This is a genomic window from Parabacteroides sp. AF19-14 (genome assembly GCF_003635485.1).
In the GTDB taxonomy this organism is placed as follows: domain Bacteria; phylum Bacteroidota; class Bacteroidia; order Bacteroidales; family Tannerellaceae; genus Parabacteroides; species Parabacteroides distasonis.
On the sequence record NZ_QTMJ01000003.1, the window covers coordinates 272,874 to 289,500 of the forward strand.

Sequence of the window (16,627 nt, forward strand, 5' to 3'; positions counted from 1 at the left end):
CTTATCTTAGAGTGTCTATTAGTCATCGATATCAATCAAGTTCCCTTTTAAGTCGAATGTCATCTCAAGACCGTTATCTAGCTTTATCTCATAATCCCGTATCTCTTTTTCTATTTTAACAACCTTATTCGATGAATAGTTTTTCTTGATAAGGTCTTGTATTACCTCCGGAATGATCGCTTGCGGGATAGGGAGCCCATGCCGTTTAATCTCTTTCCATTCTCCTTTATGGTTAAACTCAACATTGGTCCCGTCCGTGAGGATCACGTCGTAACTGCTAATCCGGATCAGATTTTTCTCTATTTGGATATGCGATACCGGGATGTCCTTAAAATGATCCGATATGAATTGGCGGCTGGAAACCGGCAATACGTTGGTGTCACTCGTGATCTTATCGTTGCCGGCACAAGCCATGACAGATAATAATGATAAGACTATCAGTAAATAATTGATCCTTTTCATATGCCTTGTTTTTTATTATACCGCAAAGAAAAGGATGCATTTTGGAAAAAATTGGGAATTTCGGCCGTTAATAGAATAATAATGTGAATGTATGCATACCATTTGCGTATTGGTAATCTATCCGGATCGAATATAGATCGACTATTGATTTGACAATGGCCAACCCAAGGCCCGTCGATTCTTGTTGTTTGCTTTGGCTGGCAAAACGGGCAAATAATAATTCCTTATCAAGGGTTTTGTCGATTCCCGTATTTGCGATCGTAAGCATACGGCGAGAGATCGTGATTCCTATATCCCCTTTCTCGTAATTATGGACATAGGCGTTTTTAATGAGATTGGTGATTAACGTAGTGGCCAGCGATTCATTCATGGTGCATACCAAACTCTCTTTTTCTGAAACTCGTAAGTGGAGAGCTTTTCTTTCGTATATGTCATTAATTCCTTCTAATATCTTATGGATAAGATGATTTAGGCAAATATCCCGGGTCTCGGGGAATTGTTTGTTATCTATCCGAGAAAGTAATAGGAGGGATTTATTCAACCGGATGATGCCGTTCAACGCTTGATGCAAGCCAGCGATCTCTTTCAGTTGATCTTCCGTGCAATCTGGATGTTCGCTTAATAATTCTAATTTGTTCATGCATACGGCCAATGGAGTTTGTAACTCGTGGGCGGCATTCTCTACGAAATGTCTTTGTTTGTTGTATAGCTTGTCACTCTGGTTGACGCTTTCTTGAACGGTCTCGTTTAATATCTTAAATTCCTCGATGGGTGTAGGGTTGTTTAATGGAGGATTATATTTGCCTACTTGAAAACTTTTCAGCCAGCTTAATAGCTTATATAAAGGCTTAAAGCTTCTTTTGAATCCTCGATGGATCACGAATAAGATGCAACTTATCAATGCGATATATAAGACGGCCATGCTCCAGATAATCGTCTCGATCATATCTTCTTGTTCTAAGGTGGATAACTCCAGCGTCAGTTCGTAGAATTTACGATCTTTTGTCATGAAATAAGTGCGTAAGGCACGAACCGGTTCGTATTCTTGCTCTATCTCTATGTATACCGTAGTATCGTAGAACTCGTCCTTATCTAGTTTCGCTTCGCTTTCCGGAACCTCACGAATGTAGTACCGGGTCATGATATCCACATGATCTTTCAGCAATGTGCTGTCCGCTAAGGCGGAGCGGATGATAATCTCTTTGTAGTTCTCAAGGCTGTCATTCGTCTCGTCTTCTACCTCATGTAGAATCATAAGGCAGAAAACACATCCCCAAGCGGCGAAAATGACCAATATGGGGACAAATAAATTGCGGAGGGTGTAATGGATTAGCTTCATATTTATTCCTCGTCGGTCATTTTGTAACCGAAGCCATAGACCGCCTTTATTTCGGGGATGGCTCCGGCGGCTTTTAATTTCTTTCGCAAGTTTTTTACTTGGCTATAGATGAAGTCGAAATTATCGGCTTGGTCTATATAATCTCCCCAGACGGACTCGGCTAAAGTAGCTTTGCTGATCAAACGGTTGGGGTTGGATATGAAATAGTAGAGCAGATCGAACTCCTTACGGTTCAATACGATCTCTTTCCCGTTTATATAGACGGAATGTTTATCGGGATATATCGTTAGGTTCGCTAAAGACAGTTGCAATTCCCCATCTTGTTGCTTGCGGCGGATAACGCTCTTGATGCGGGCGTTCAATTCCGCCAGATGGAAAGGCTTGGTCAGATAATCATCGGCCCCAAGATCTAATCCTGTAACTTTATCCTCGATAGAGTCTTTTGCGGAGATAATGATGATGCTGTCTTTCTTGCGTAAGGCCTTTAATTCCTTCAAAAGGGTAAGGCCGCTACCTCCCGGAAGCATGATGTCTAATACGATACAATCGTAATCATAATCATTTATTTTAAGAGAAGCTTCCCGGAAAGAGGAAGCGCTCTCTATCACATATCGTTCTTTCTCAAGAGAACGAACGATAACTTCTCTCAATGCGTTTTCATCTTCGACTACCAGAATTTTCATAGGCTAGCTTGTTAATCATACAAAGCTACTGAAATATTCTGGTAAAAATCTGGAATAAGAAAAGATTCAGTACCGTTCTACTTCAATAATTGGGCCTCTGAGTTAAACGTGAGGCGAACCTCATTGTTCTCATGCTCTAGTTTGAATACGTAAAATGTTCCCGAAGGCTTGTCTATTTGTGTCACCTCATCTATCTTATATTCATGATAAGCCGAATTTGTTAGGTTGTCCATGATGTCTACGGGAACATCTTCGGCATGGATATCGAATTTCGTGCTTAGCCACTCGTTATTTTTGCCGAGCAGAACCTCTTTCTTAACGCCTTTATCCTTGATGTCGACTTCTACACCTGCGGCATCTTTATCGTAATCGGTAATGGTCGCCCCTGGATATTTCATCTGGATAACCTTTTGAATCGCTTGAGGGACCGATTTGTCATCGGAACCTTGTTTCTTTTGTTGGCAACCTACGGTGAGGAATAAGCAGTAGCTCATGAATAAAATGGCTGTAAATGATACTTTTAGTTTCATGACGTTTAAGTTTTCTATTACAAACAAGCGGGTGACAGGCAAAGTTTTTTCCAAATAAGTTAATTTTCCATGATATGTTTTTCTTCCTTTGTCGTCTTGATTATAGAAATGGAACTTGAGACGTTTAAAATAACCGTACTACCTCTCCGGCAGAAGATGTTGAATTTCTCCCAAAGACTGGTTGAGGACACAGCCGATGCTGAGGATGTGGTGCAAGAGGCATTCATAAAGCTTTGGTATATCCGGGAAAAACTGGATGCCTACCATAGCGTGGAGGCGCTGGCTATGCAGGTTACGAAAAATCTCTCATTGGATAAGATAAAGTTGCGAAAGCCGCAGGGATCGGAGTTGGAGAGCGTTACGTTGGTATCGGATGCGGTAAGCCCCGACGAACAACTGGAGCAAAGGGATGCCGCCGAATGCATACGGCACTTGATCGCCCAGTTGCCCGCTTTGCAGCAAACCATTATCCGGATGAAGGATGTAGAGGGCTATGAGTTAGCCGAGATTGCGGAGATCACGGCTACACCGGTCGAGAATGTCCGGGTGAATCTCTCAAGGGCTCGGAAAAAGATACGGGAACAGTTTTTACAATTAAATAAACAAGAGAAATGGACATAGACGAGTTATTAAACCGATATTTTGAAGGAGAAACCTCTTCGGAAGAAGAGCGGGAACTTCGAGCCTTCTTTACTTCCGGGAATGTTCCGGACAGGTTGGCGGTCTATACGCCTATGTTTGCCTATTTGGAGGAAGAGAGCCGGAAGGAGCGACAGCCGGATGAGGCATTGATTCCGATTGATGAGGATATCCTTTTTATGCTGGATGCGGAAAAGGTGGAGGAAAAGAAGACGTTTACTTTACGATCCGTGTTGTATTTGGTATCCGGTATCGCCGCCAGTTTCTTGCTGCTTTTGGGGCTTAACCATCTGTTGAATCCGGTAGATCCTTGCTTCTGCTCGGATAATTATGTCGTTATAAACGGTCGTTGTTATACGGATATTCATAAAGTTCGCTCCATGGCGCTGGAAGCTTTGCAGGAGGTGGCCACACCTGCGGACGAGTACTTTCCGGAAGTGGATCGTGATGAGGCCGACCGTATGATTATAGATAACCAATTGGACGAGCTTCGTTCTTTATTTGATGATAATGAATAAAAATACTGTAAATATGAGACGGTTCGAATACATGTTATGGTTGCTGGTGGCGGTATTTTGCTTAATGCCTTGTAGTGTCTCGGCTGCCGAGACACAGAAAGACTTGAAGATTCAGGAAGTCTTTCAACGATATGGCAAAAAACGTAATGTCACGATGGTGGAGTTGTCTAACGAGATGTTGGAAACGTATGGCATGACTCGTTATAAGAGTATTACGATCAAAGATGATCCGGAAGCCCTGCGGTTTACCCGCCAATGTCTGGAAGCGGACCAGAAAGGGGCCCGGAAGATCAAAGAGGTGACGGACGATGGAGGGGTAGTCTCCGCTTATTACCAGTTGAAGGGCGTAGAAGCAGATATCAACCGTTTTGTCCTTTTTAAGGTCAGCAAGAAAGGGGTAATAACCTTGGTGTACATTGAGGGAGATTTGGATAGTGATGATTTAATCACGCTATTATTTACGAAGAAAGATTTATAAACAAACAAAACAGATAGGAAGATGAAAAGAATACTTTTAGTCTTAATGGCTTGCTTCCCGGTAATCGGGTTGATGGCCGCTGAGGTTGAGCCTTTGGCTGGGGATACGATTATCACCCTTGAGAGAAAACGTATCGAGGTGAAAGATAATGGCGATCGCATGAAAGTCAGGGTGTATGAGGTAGACGAGGATGGTGATTCCGTGGACGACGAGTTGATCTTCGAAGGGCATTACCGGGACGGACAAAGCTATGAACGCCGTAAACACGTGAAGTCTATCAATATCCCTGTGCCTACTTGGGATAAAGACTTCAATCCGCATTGGGCCGGTTTTGGAATGGGCTTCGCGAACTTCGCGGATGGGAGTTTACATGTAAATGATGTAGACGGAGTCTCCCTTCGTAGTGGAAACTCATTGGAATATAATTTGAATGTATTGGAAAAAGCGTTCCCGTTCTCTCGGTATCGTTGGGCGGTGGTGATCGGTGCCGGTATGCGTTGGAGCCGTTACCGTATAGATTCGAATGAGTATTTCAAGGAGATAGACGGTGTTACGGCTTTACGTCCGGCTCCTGAGGGTGTTACGTTGAAAGCGAGTAAGTTGAATATCACGAGTCTGACCATTCCGTTGTTATTGGAATGGCAACCTAAAAAGCGTTCGAGTGAATTCTTCTTGTCTGCGGGTGTAGTCGGTGTGATCAAGACTTGTTCTTCCTCGAAGATCGTATATAATGACGCTTCCGGTAAAAAGCACAAAGAGAAAATGGATTCCGGTATGAATATCCGTCCGGTAACTATGGATTTCTTATTTCAAGCCGGTTGGGATTGGATCGGTCTTTACGCCAAGTACTCACCGATCGACCTCTTTGAAAATGGGAAAGGTCCGAAGGTGCATCCGGTTTCTATCGGCTTGCAGTTGCATTTGTAGATCGTTGAGGTTTTACGGAAAAAGAATGTACGATATGCCGGATCTTGTTAACCAAGGTTCGGCATCGTTTTTCTTTCTTGTTGGCGTAAATAGGATCGGTATCTATGGGAAGTACGTATGGGGGCGGGGACTAAGCAATAAATCAGATGTGATTTAGGCCATTTGTAACATTTTAAAAAAAGAACCATGGCGATGAAGATGAGCAGGGCAGCACCTATCATTACTTGCAATGGATACCCTATCAGCCCTTGGGGAGAAATGATCATCGGGACTAACGCGATCGCCCCGGCCGGAGCGAAAAATTTCCCCCACCACTCGAATAGGATAAATAAGCAGATGAAAAGGAAGAGGGCTACGACCGTCTCCGGTAAATGCAAATAAATATGTCCGATCAATTGGGAGGTACTTCCTAAGACAGCCGCTATTGCCAGCAGCAGGAAAGTTCCCAAGGGACGTCCTCGGAATCCGGCCTTCGAGGTGGAGAATTCCACGTACGTTACGATTAACGGGGGAAGGATACAATACAAATAACCGGTATGAATGGGAATTGCGGCGATAAGAGGTATCGTTGCCAGCAAGGTTCCCCATTTGAGGCAATTCTTCTTCGGGTCTCGTTGAACCGGGGTATAGGTAATCTCTTTTCTATACTTATTTTTCTCCATCCACTTTTGTCCGCCAACGACCACCAACGACATAACCGTCACGGCTATCGGATATACCCAACTCTCCGTCCCTAAAAGGATCGGGAGCATACAGGCTGATATCTGTGGAATCAATGTGGTCCGGGAGACTTGTAGGCATATCGCCGAGAACGCGAACGAGATACATAGATTTACGATCAAGGGAAAAGGAGAATAGCGTACGATACAGACACCGACGATGGCCCCGATCGACATTAACAGAACTAATTTAAGACGACTTACGGTCCATACTTTTTTATCTACGATCCACATTCCGATCGTGAGCGCCGCCATCTCCGGGAAGATAATCTCTTTCTCTCCCATAAGCTCAGAGACACCCACCATTAATAAGATCATTAATAAAGCGCAAATATATCGTTTACGTTGAACAGGGTCGTTGAATAATTGTTTATTGCTCATAATGTGTTCTTTGGGAAAACGTCGCAAAGGTACGGCATTTATCTTGAAAAAACTTATTTTATACTTTTTTGATGGGGATCGGGAAGTATTGCAAACTTATCCGGCGATATGGCCATTTCTTAATCGTGGAAATAAGATGAACTTTGCAATATAAATAGAAGACAAAGTAATAAATAAAAAGGAGGTTCAAGATGGGTTTTATTAAGGTCGGTGCCGTATTGTTCGCAAGTCTTTTGGTAGGAATGGCGAACGCTAGTAATGGAAATAAGAATAATAACAATAAAACAGAAAATAAAATGACAGTAACAGAATTAACACAAGAAGATTTCGTAAAGAAAGTGTATGACTTTGAGACAAACCCGAACGCATGGAAGTTCGAGGGTGATAAACCTGCGGTTATCGATTTCTATGCCACTTGGTGTGGCCCTTGTAAGATGATGTCTCCTATCTTGGATGAGATCAGCAAAGAGTACGAGGGTAAAATCAACATATATAAGGTGAATGTCGATAAAGAGGCGGATTTAGCGAGTGTTTTCGGTATCCGTAGTATTCCTTCTTTATTGTTTGTACCGATGAAGAAAGAACCGAGTATGGTTCAAGGGGCTATGCAGAAGAATGAGTTGAAGAAATTGGTTGATGATATTTTATTAGAGTCGAAATAACTCGTATAGTGTGTTTTGGGGATTAGTGACGCGGAAGTTTGCTGGGAATAAAGTGAACTTCCGCTTTTTGTTTATATAATATTGTTATCTTTATCCGTCTTAAAATCCGGAAGAAATCTATGGAATATATTTTTAATACTCGCTTAAGAGGTAATATAGCGTTGACCGATTCGTATCACACGAACCTTGCTTTGCAGAAAGATAATACGCTTTACAAGTTTATTTGGGTACAAAGCGGTTCGTTGCAACTGGAGATCGATCACGTACCGACTACCTTAGTGAAAGGTGAGATTATTCCCTTGACTCCTTTGCACCATATCGAGTTCAAGGCGATCAATGGCGAGTACTTGACCCTTCTGTTTAACAGTAACTTCTATTGTATTTTCGGACATGACAATGAGGTGTCGTGTAATGGTTTTCTTTTTAACGGGACTTCCAATGTGATGCAATTGAAATTGAGCGAATCCCAAGTTGCCTCTTTGCGCGATATCACCGACAGCCTAACGAGTGAGTACGCCATAAAGGATAATTTGCAAGAGGAGATGCTGCGTATCTTACTGAAACGTTTCATTATTTTGTGCACCCGAATCGCACGTGAGAAGTTTTCGGTAAGCCCGGAACGGGAAAAGGCGTTCGATATGGTTCGCCAGTTCTATGTATTGGTAGATAACCATTTTAAGGAAAAGAAGATGGTCCAAGATTATGCGGATATGCTGCATCGCTCCCCAAAAACCCTATCCAACCTTTTTACGACTTGCGGATTACCTTCTCCGTTACGGATCATTCACGAACGAATTGAGGCTGAGGCCAAACGATTGCTATTATATAGCCAGAAGAGCGCGAAGGAAATCACGGAGATCTTGGGCTTCGAGGATCAAGCCACATTCAGCCGTTTTTTCAAGAAAATGACGGGAGAAAGCGTCTCTGAGTACCGGAAAAGAGAGAAACGGGAATAATTGCTAACTCATCCGGTAAAATCGCCATTTACGGGATAGGTGTTTCTACCGATCTTTGCGGTATAAGTTCAATACTATAAAACAAATAATAAGATGAAAAAGTTGAATGACCTGTTTTACTCGTTTTTGCAAGTGGCGGCCTCTACTCAGAAGCTAGGTATTAATTTGATCCGTATATCGATCTTGATCATATTTGTGTGGATCGGCGGTTTGAAGTTCTGGAATTATGAAGCGGAAGGCATCGTTCCGTTTGTGGCGAACAGCCCTTTCATGAGTTTCTTCTATACGAAAAGCGCTCCCGAATATAAGACGTATAAATTAAAAGAGGGTGAGTTCGATCAAGCGAAGCATGAGTGGCATCAAGAGAATAACACGTATGGCTTCTCTCGTGGCTTGGGAATCTTGATCATGGCGATCGGTATCTTGACTTTCCTCGGCATTTTCTCGCCGAAGATCGGTTTGGTAGGAGCGGGGTTGGCTATAATCATGACGTTCGGGACGTTGTCCTTCTTGGTCACGACTCCGGAGGTCTGGGTACCTAATCTTGGCAGCGGGGAATTTGGTTTCCCGTTATTATCGGGGGCCGGGCGATTGGTGATAAAAGATACGGCGATACTGGCCGGTGCGATCGTGGTGCTGTCGGATTCGGCGCAACGGATCTTGAAAAAGAAATAAGCGAAACAAGAAAAAGGGGAATGGTTTTAATGCCATTCCCCTTTTTCTTGTTGGTTACCGTTTATTCTGTACGATATTCGGGTTTGCGTCGATCTCGCTTTGCGGAATCGGGAGTGCTACCCGGGGATCGGAAGCGTTGATCACCTGTACGTCGGTAGGTAATTGCGGCAAATGCCAACCGCCCTTGCGGATTACCGGAATATTGTTACGCATGTAATCAAAGAACGCATGTCCTTCGCCAACCAATTCTTTGCGGCGTTCTTTAAGGATTCTCTCTAGGGAAAGCTCGGAGTCGCTAACGGATTTATTGGGGTTGGCTCGGCTTACGATTTGATTCAGGTAGCCTAACGCCTCGCTACGTTTTCCTAGCTTGAAAGCCGCCTCGGCCGCATTTAAGTATATCTCGGACAGACGGATGATGCATAGGTCATTGTCTTGCGGATTGCCGGTCAATACATCTCCTGTTTTTCCGGGATACTTCGCCAGATATTTAGGATGTCCGGTCGAACCGGTTGGAAGGATATCCTCGTCCGGTTTTTGAGGTAAGCGGCATAAGGCATGGCGAACATCATCCGGGTCTTCACCCAGTAAATCCAAGAAATCTTTCGTCAAGACCAAATTGTTCCAATCTTTCACGTTATCGGCATATACCATGGGAGCGCCCTCTCCGCCACTACCGCCGGAAGGCTCGGTAAGCGTAAAGTAGAACTCGAACAGGGATTCGGAATTGAAGTCTTTTCCCCATACGGAGGTATACTCATCGTGCGTGAACAAGGTATAAAGACCTCCGTTATTGATTACTTCTTGAGCGTATTTAAGGGCGTTCTCGTTGTCGTTCATATATAAATAGATACGAGATAGAAGTGCTTTCACGCTCCATACATTTTGGTGACCGTCGGATTTGGTTGTAACAAGGTTGGGTAAGGCTTCGGTCAGGTCTTTGATCACTTGGTTGTAGCATTCGGCTACCGTGTTGCGAGACGGTTGGTGAGTCGGCAACTCCGTCTTGATCTCGATGGGCACACCCAAGGACGCCCCATTATCCAGTGTATAAGGCATGCCAAAGAGGCGGGTTAAATCGAATAAGGCTAAGCCACGCATAGCCAACGCCTCTGCTTTTATACGGGCGATTTCTTGCGTGTCGGAGGTTTGGACGTTACCGTTGTCTATTTTCTCGATTAAGCTGTTCGCTTGATGAATCACGATATAGGGTTGGTTCCATACTCTCGTGATATTAAAAGCGTCGTCGGCGGCTACGTTGAACAGATAGTACGGAGATACACGTCTGCCGGGACCTTTGTCAATACGAGCTTGTACGTCTTCGCCACGGCAGTCGGCATAATAGAGGTAGTTGTCTCCATAATAACTATGCTCGGATGCTATGCGATAGATTCCATTTAATGCGGTTTTAGCGTCTTCCAGTGACTGAATAGCGTTATCGCTGGTCACGGAAGTGGAGGGATCCAGATCCAGCCAATCTCCGGAACAAGCCGTGAATAAGAAAGGAAGAGCGCTTACGATATATTTAATTGACCATTTCATTGTATTTCTTTTTTATCGAATGAATTGTTGTGTTTAGAAATTAACTTCCACGCCGAAGCTAAAGGTTCGCATGGGCGGTGTCTCGCAGAATACCTCGCCGGATACGGGCACTTCCGGATCATATTGCTTCCATTTCGCCCAAGTCAGCAAGTTGCTGCCGGAGAAATAGACACGGACTTTATCCAGCAAGACTTTATCGGTCCAGTTATGAGGCAGGGTAAACCCGAACGTCAGGTTCTTTAACCGCAAGTGATCCGTACTATGTACGAAGCGAGAGGAACCACCGCTCACTTTGTCGGAGCGTCCCAATACGAAACGGGGAATGTCGGTGATATCACCGGGCTTTTGCCAACGGTCTAACTCATAGATGGGCAGGTTGCGGTTTCCTTCGCTGGCTCCGTCTGTCTCGATATACGTACCGGTCTTGTCGAAAGAATAGCCGCCCAATGAATAAGAGAGCGTAAAGGCCAAGTCGAACCATTTATAAGAAAGGATATTGGTAAGGCCTCCGGATATCTTCGGATCTACTTGTTTATAAGGAACCGCTTGCGCCTCATTGACATCTTGGGTCAAGGTGCGGTCTAGATTGCCATTCTCGTCTTCCGTATTTTTATAATACAGCGCATTTCCGCTCGAGGGATCTACCCCGGCGAATTCCTTTACATAGAATGTATTGAATGGCAATCCTATTTTCCGGATAAACCAACTACTTTCCACCACTTGATCGAGATTACCATCAAGGGCCACGATCTTATTCTTGTTATGTGTCAAGTTCAATACCGTAGTCCAATTAAAATCTGCGTTCGAGATATTCAAGGAACGAACCTCCAGCTCGACACCTTTATTGTTTAACTGCCCCAGATTACCCAGATAGTTCAGGAATCCGGTCGTGGCGCTGATCGGACGGTTGTAAAGCAAATCCTTGGTGTCACGATTGTAATACTCGAGCGTTACGAAGATGCGATCGATAAACGCGAGGTCTAGTCCGAGGTTCATATTATAGTTCTTCTCCCATTTTAGATTGGGATTGGCTTGTGTGCTTTCATACGAACCGGGGTTATCCATATAGTTCTTTCCGTAACTATATAAGCCCATATAACCGTAATAAGATCCCGGCTGATTACCGTTCACGCCATAAGAGGCACGGATCTTGACATCGCTCAACACCGGCTTTACGGCTTTCATGAAATCCTCGGCTCCCAGATGCCACATGCCTGAGACCGACCAGAAATTACCCCAGCGATGTTCCGGCGCCAATCGGGAACTACCATCCCGGCGGAAACTTCCGGCGATATAATACCGGTTGTCGTAATCATAATTCAAGCGGGTTAGATAAGAAAGCAACCGATAATCCTGTGTAGAGGATACGAAACTGTTTATAACGGCGGCGTTGTCCGGCTCGAATAATTGGTCGGACGGCATCTTGCTTTTCTCACCGGCGGCTTTATCCGTCTGGAAACTTTCCGCCTCATAAGCGGCTAGTACATCCAGATGATGTTTGTTGGCGAATGTCTTCACGTAGTTCAACGAGGTAGAAGAGATCAATTTCCCGTATTCGATAAAACCTTTGGACGATTGGGCATCGCTACCGCTCTTGGGACCCGCCCCGCTTAATGCGTTGAAATAGCGGGCATCCTTTTGGATGCTATAATCATAGCTGAGTACTTCCTTTAATTTAAGTCCTTTGATAATCTCTACCGCACCGTGCGCCGTACCGAAGATACGGGTCATACGAACCCGGTTATAGTCGGTACGCATATCCCGCAAAGGATTTACGTTCGTTCCGGGATAGGTATTGGCGTAGGAACCATCCTCGTTAAATACCGGGTAGGAGGGAGGAGTGGCTACCGCCATGCAATAGAAAGGATTGATACTGGATGTACGTTCCTCGTTCATCTCTTGATTCACTTGCGAGAACATGAGGTTCGCTCCGGCCTCGCCTCGTTTGCCGATCTTTTGTTGCACGTTAAAGCGTCCGGAGTACCGTTCCATCGATGAGTTCTCCACCAGACCCTCTTGTTTTTGATAACCCAAGGAGCTGTAGACCGTCGTGTTCTCGGAACCGCCGGAAATGGAAGCCTCATAATTTTGATGTACGGCCTGTCTCATCAACACGTCTTTCCAATCGGTATAGCCTAAAGCAGGAACAGAGGTGTATGCCCCGATATTGGCGTTGGCGTACTCTTCCGGAGTCTGGGTGAAAGATGCGGGATCTTTGGCGATCTGGTCTTGTGCGTAATTAACCAAGCCTTCATAAAGTAGTTCCCGGCGTTGCTCTCCGTTGAGGGTCGGGCGGAAGTCTACCGCGGCGTCCGAGAATCCGGCGCTAGCGTTCAACGTGACCCGGGTACGTCCTTTCGATCCTTGTTTGGTCGTGATCAAGATAACACCGTTGGCCGCACGGGAACCGTAAAGGGAGGCGGCGGCGGCATCCTTTATAACCGTGATATTCTCGATATCGGAAGGATTGATCGTACTCATGATGTTGGTCTTGGCATTGTTCATGTAGGAGGCCTCCGAACCGCTTCCGGTACTTAGGTTTCCCGAGGTGACGGGAACTCCGTCTATCACAAACAAAGGTTCGTTCGATGCGTTGAACGAGCCCATACCACGGATGCGGATGGATGCGTTCGCTCCCGGTTGCCCGGAGCTTCCCGTGATATTGACACCGGAGGTCATGCCTTGTAGTTTCTGTTCTATGGAAACCACCGGCATCTCTTTCAGCAGGTCAGCCCGTAAAGTGTTGGCGGAACCGGTAAAGGAAGAACGTGAGAAGTTACCGTAACCGGTTACCACGACCTCATCGAGGTTCATCGCCTCCGGTTGTAAAGCCACGTTTAAGATACCGTTTTTCGGGATAGGTACTTGGGTCTGCTTCATGCCGATGTAATCGACAATAATGAATTTGGCGTCAGGATCAACTTCCAGCGTGAAATGCCCGTCGAGATCGGTCTCCGCTCCCGACAGGCTCCCTTTTACGATAACGGTCGCTCCGATCAGAGGCTCCTTGTCCTCTTGGGAAATCACCGTTCCTTCGATCTGTCTTTTTTGGGCATACGCTACCCCGGGCAATAGAAGTAGACATAGGAATAGTATGCCCCATGTTTTTACATTTCTCATCTCTTTTTGTTTAAAACGTCTTATTAATACCTATACTAACTAAAGGATTATCTGAAAAAGGCGTGCCAGATGTGATAAATCCTGTAGGTTTCTTTATAATTGTTTTCTTATGAGATTATTACGAAAAGCTTTGAATACGGGTGTGGAGGTGGCATTGTGTAATATTTCCTCATTTGATGTGCAATTTTTCTACACTACTTGTTATCTTTGTGAAAGATGATTTAATAGGATTCGTTTATGGACACAAGAAAGATTGAGGATGTTCCTTTCGAGGAAGTACATGAGATACAAAGATATGGGACTTATTTCTCGGAGAAGAGTTTCTGGAAGAAGATAGAGCGGGTAGCGAAGAAAGTGGGGGCTACGGTATTGCGTCCTGTCTTCACGCTGTATTATATGTTGCAGGATGAAAAGGTGCCTCTTCAACATAAGGCTTATATAATCGGGGCTTTAGGGTACTTTATACTGCCTTTCGACTTGATCCCGGAGAGTGTGCTCCCCATTATCGGCTTCACGGACGATGTAGCGGTGATGACTTTCGTATTGAAAATGGTGAAGGATAGCATTACACCGGAGATCCGGAGAAAAGCGGATCAGAAAATACTGGATCTATTTCCTGATCCTGCTTGATAGGGCGTTATAGCAACGGGCGAATATCGGGAAGCTCCTCGTTTCCCTTTTTCATTTCCGGAAGGAGGATTAAGGGGATTTCCGGGAATTTGACCTTTAGATACTCCAAGGTATTCGCCTCGATCAGCGGGTCGATGCTTGGATATTGGTTATAGACGATGGCTTTTACCTCGATGCCGTATCGTTCGCAGGCGTACAGGCTGAGCAAAGTATGATTGATACTTCCCAGCTTGCCGGACGTGACTAGTATCAGGGGATACGCCTGTTCCTTCACATAATCGATCGTAAGGGATTCCATGTCGTTCGGCACCATCAGTCCTCCGGCTCCTTCCAGTAATACATACTCGTAGGTCTCTCGCAATCGCCGGGTGGATTGGGTGATCGTGTCTAAATCGATACGTCTTCCATCTTTCGCCGCCGCCATATGGGGAGAGCAAGGATAGGTGAAGATATAAGGACAAGTCAGTCCTTGCGTATCCTCGTCGGTAAAGGGTATCCCTTGGATTTGGCGGTGTGCCTCTATATCCTCTGATACGTGCTCGCATCCGGTCTGTATCATCTTTTGGGTGATCACTTTCTTTCCGGCTTTCGCCAATGCCTTGGCGATCATTCCGGTGGCTACGGTCTTTCCGACGTTCGTGTCTATGCCGGAGATAAATAATACATTTTCTTTCGTTTGATGGCTCATTGTTCTGTTGTTTAAATAGTTGCTTGATTAATCTTTTGTCTCTATGGATATTCCCCCTTGTCTCTAAGAGATTTATTCCTTTTCTTCTGTGCTATTGATCTTTTCACCCTTGTGAAAAGAACGTATCACCTAGGTGAAAAGATCGTTTCACCCTTGTGATACGATCATATCATATAGGTGAAAGGATCAATACCTCGGAAGAGGCGATCTACCTCACCTTTATCTTTTGACCACTAAGATATAGAGTGGACGGTAAGTTAATGTGACTCCACCATCCGCCGAGGGGAATCTCTCTTGATAATCCCGGCAGAAACGTTCCTGTTTTCCCCGTGTCCAGACGCGAGAGGCGTTGGCCGTGACACCCGTGTACTTTAGATGTCTCAGCACCTCCAGCGGATGCTGGAAGGTCAGGGCGATATTTCCTTCCTCTTCATGGACGATCCGGAAGTAGGTGGATAACCACTCCCTTAATTGTCCGGCGGTAGGATAGGTGAGCCCTTCTCCGGTCAGTTCCTTGATCTCGTGAAGGTTGTCCGGCGTGAAGGTGTTGAAAGCCAGTATGCCTCCGGGCGATAGGGTGGACGATAGCTTATGGAGGAAACGCGGAAGGTCTTTCATCCATTGCAGGGCGGAGGCCGAGGCAATCAAGTCGAACGTGCCGGGAAAAGCCAGTCGCTCGGCATCACCGGCCAAGAATAGAGGAGGGGCGGAAGGAAACAACTCCTCGATGGCGCTTTGCCAAGTCTCGCAAAGATCGTTGAGTACCCATTCCTCGATTTGGCATTCTTGTTTTAATAAACGGGTGAATCCGCCGCTTCCGCAACCGATTTCCAGCACCCTGCGGAAATGAGAGGAGGTGTATACGGTCAATAGCTGTACCAGATGGGCGCATATCCGTTTCTGGGCATCCGCGTGATCGTCGTATGTATTCACCGCTTGGCTGAAACGCCGGCGGATCCGTTCTTGTTCGATTACTTCCATAGTTCGTTCCATGATTGATAGTGGTAAAAAGGAAGATGAGGCGCCTTGATCTCTTGGATGGGGCAACGGCCTTGCCAGTAGTTCCGGAGGTTGGTTGCCGGGAATATCTTATCTTCGGTGGATAGGATGGCTTGATCCCAGAAGGTGGATATCCGTGGATCGGCTGATTCGAGCTTTTCCGGGAGGATCTGATTATATAGAGATTCCAGTTCCTCCTTGATTTCCTCCAGCGGACGTGGTGAGAGTTCCGAATAGCGATTGAATGTCTCCTTGTCTCCGCACATCCTGCGGTTAAAGCGACGCATGCCTTCCTCGCTGATATGATGGAGGGTTCCCTCGAAGATCGCGGTCGGGATGCCTAGCGTATCGTGCATGGGAAAAGGGGTACCGTTCAGGGCGGTCGCCGTGGTAAAGGATCGTTTGCCTGCCCAGAGCCGGGTGGCTACCCATACGCCTAAAGACCAAGCGACCAGATGCACCTCCTTATAGGGGGCGAATGTCTCTTCGAACGCGAGCGTCCTGTAATCGTAGGCAATCCATAGGTCTGTCTGCTCCGGTACTTCCAGATGGCGGAAAAGCTCCGGCGAGGTGGACCAGCCGGCGAGACAGAGGATCAGACTAGGGGATCGCTTATTTATTATCTTATCTATATACATACTATCAATTCAATTTATATACATACTATCTATCCAGTTCT

The 16,627-nt window shown here is 45.6% G+C and carries 18 protein-coding genes; 8 read left to right on the forward strand and 10 right to left on the reverse strand.

Annotated elements, in window-relative coordinates; all coding sequences use genetic code 11:
- Nucleotides 1-18: 18 nt before the first annotated feature.
- The 4 genes from DWX33_RS04510 to DWX33_RS04525 all read right to left on the reverse strand — a co-directional run bounded on the left by DWX33_RS04510 (nt 19) and on the right by DWX33_RS04525 (nt 3,014).
- Entirely contained in the window at nt 19-462 is a 444-nt protein-coding gene (locus tag DWX33_RS04510) for a PepSY-like domain-containing protein (protein ID WP_005864826.1), read from the reverse strand.
- A gap of 67 nt (nt 463-529) precedes the next feature.
- Nucleotides 530-1,801, reverse strand: coding sequence for a HAMP domain-containing sensor histidine kinase (locus DWX33_RS04515; protein ID WP_008780170.1), 1,272 nt, complete (start codon nt 1,799-1,801; stop codon nt 530-532).
- Between the two features lie 2 nt (nt 1,802-1,803).
- On the reverse strand, nt 1,804-2,484 hold the full coding sequence (locus tag DWX33_RS04520; protein WP_121961818.1) for a response regulator transcription factor: 681 nt from the start codon (nt 2,482-2,484) through the stop codon (nt 1,804-1,806).
- A gap of 77 nt (nt 2,485-2,561) precedes the next feature.
- Complete coding sequence (locus DWX33_RS04525) at nt 2,562-3,014, reverse strand: PepSY-like domain-containing protein (RefSeq protein ID WP_121961817.1); 453 nt, start codon at nt 3,012-3,014, stop codon at nt 2,562-2,564.
- Between the two features lie 69 nt (nt 3,015-3,083).
- Here DWX33_RS04525 and DWX33_RS04530 point away from each other — a divergent pair, with 69 nt between their 5' ends.
- Genes DWX33_RS04530 through DWX33_RS04545 form a run of 4 tightly spaced genes read left to right on the forward strand, consistent with a single transcriptional unit; the run spans nt 3,084 to nt 5,576 of the window.
- On the forward strand, nt 3,084-3,635 hold the full coding sequence (locus DWX33_RS04530; protein ID WP_081024228.1) for an RNA polymerase sigma factor: 552 nt from the start codon (nt 3,084-3,086) through the stop codon (nt 3,633-3,635).
- A complete protein-coding gene (locus DWX33_RS04535; RefSeq protein ID WP_057326681.1) occupies nt 3,626-4,171 on the forward strand; it encodes a hypothetical protein in 546 nt (181 codons plus the stop codon). Before DWX33_RS04530 ends, DWX33_RS04535 begins: the two co-directional genes overlap by 10 nt.
- A gap of 13 nt (nt 4,172-4,184) precedes the next feature.
- On the forward strand, nt 4,185-4,649 hold the full coding sequence (locus DWX33_RS04540) for a hypothetical protein (protein ID WP_122144844.1): 465 nt from the start codon (nt 4,185-4,187) through the stop codon (nt 4,647-4,649).
- A 21-nt stretch (nt 4,650-4,670) separates the two neighbouring features.
- Nucleotides 4,671-5,576, forward strand: a complete 906-nt coding sequence (locus tag DWX33_RS04545) for an outer membrane beta-barrel protein (protein WP_008773404.1) — start codon at nt 4,671-4,673, stop codon at nt 5,574-5,576.
- 47 nt (nt 5,577-5,623) lie between these two features.
- Here DWX33_RS04545 and DWX33_RS04550 read toward each other — a convergent pair whose 3' ends face one another.
- Nucleotides 5,624-6,676, reverse strand: a complete 1,053-nt coding sequence (locus tag DWX33_RS04550; RefSeq protein WP_008778167.1) for a hypothetical protein — start codon at nt 6,674-6,676, stop codon at nt 5,624-5,626.
- A 191-nt stretch (nt 6,677-6,867) separates the two neighbouring features.
- Between DWX33_RS04550 and trxA the strand changes: the two genes are divergently transcribed.
- The 3 genes from trxA to DWX33_RS04565 all read left to right on the forward strand — a co-directional run bounded on the left by trxA (nt 6,868) and on the right by DWX33_RS04565 (nt 8,969).
- Entirely contained in the window at nt 6,868-7,338 is a 471-nt protein-coding gene (gene trxA / locus DWX33_RS04555) for a thioredoxin (protein WP_005864842.1), read from the forward strand.
- Between the two features lie 119 nt (nt 7,339-7,457).
- Complete coding sequence (locus DWX33_RS04560; RefSeq protein WP_005864844.1) at nt 7,458-8,294, forward strand: helix-turn-helix domain-containing protein; 837 nt, start codon at nt 7,458-7,460, stop codon at nt 8,292-8,294.
- A 93-nt stretch (nt 8,295-8,387) separates the two neighbouring features.
- Complete coding sequence (locus DWX33_RS04565) at nt 8,388-8,969, forward strand: DUF417 family protein (protein WP_005854756.1); 582 nt, start codon at nt 8,388-8,390, stop codon at nt 8,967-8,969.
- A 54-nt stretch (nt 8,970-9,023) separates the two neighbouring features.
- Here the strand turns inward: DWX33_RS04565 and DWX33_RS04570 are convergent, their stop codons facing one another.
- A complete protein-coding gene (locus DWX33_RS04570; protein ID WP_121961816.1) occupies nt 9,024-10,511 on the reverse strand; it encodes a RagB/SusD family nutrient uptake outer membrane protein in 1,488 nt (495 codons plus the stop codon).
- 33 nt (nt 10,512-10,544) lie between these two features.
- Nucleotides 10,545-13,631, reverse strand: coding sequence for a TonB-dependent receptor (locus DWX33_RS04575; protein ID WP_121961815.1), 3,087 nt, complete (start codon nt 13,629-13,631; stop codon nt 10,545-10,547).
- A gap of 237 nt (nt 13,632-13,868) precedes the next feature.
- Between DWX33_RS04575 and DWX33_RS04580 the strand changes: the two genes are divergently transcribed.
- Complete coding sequence (locus tag DWX33_RS04580) at nt 13,869-14,261, forward strand: YkvA family protein (RefSeq protein WP_005854762.1); 393 nt, start codon at nt 13,869-13,871, stop codon at nt 14,259-14,261.
- Between the two features lie 7 nt (nt 14,262-14,268).
- Here DWX33_RS04580 and bioD read toward each other — a convergent pair whose 3' ends face one another.
- From bioD to DWX33_RS04595, 3 genes are all read right to left on the reverse strand, one after another.
- Entirely contained in the window at nt 14,269-14,949 is a 681-nt protein-coding gene (gene bioD, locus DWX33_RS04585; protein WP_121961814.1) for a dethiobiotin synthase, read from the reverse strand.
- Nucleotides 14,950-15,168: 219 nt separating this feature from the next.
- Nucleotides 15,169-15,930 carry a malonyl-ACP O-methyltransferase BioC gene (gene bioC, locus DWX33_RS04590; RefSeq protein ID WP_122379919.1) on the reverse strand — a complete coding sequence of 254 codons (762 nt, stop codon included), beginning with the start codon at nt 15,928-15,930 and terminating at the stop codon, nt 15,169-15,171.
- On the reverse strand, nt 15,921-16,586 hold the full coding sequence (locus tag DWX33_RS04595; protein WP_122379920.1) for a DUF452 family protein: 666 nt from the start codon (nt 16,584-16,586) through the stop codon (nt 15,921-15,923). Before DWX33_RS04595 ends, bioC begins: the two co-directional genes overlap by 10 nt.
- Between the last annotated feature and the right edge of the window lie 41 nt (nt 16,587-16,627).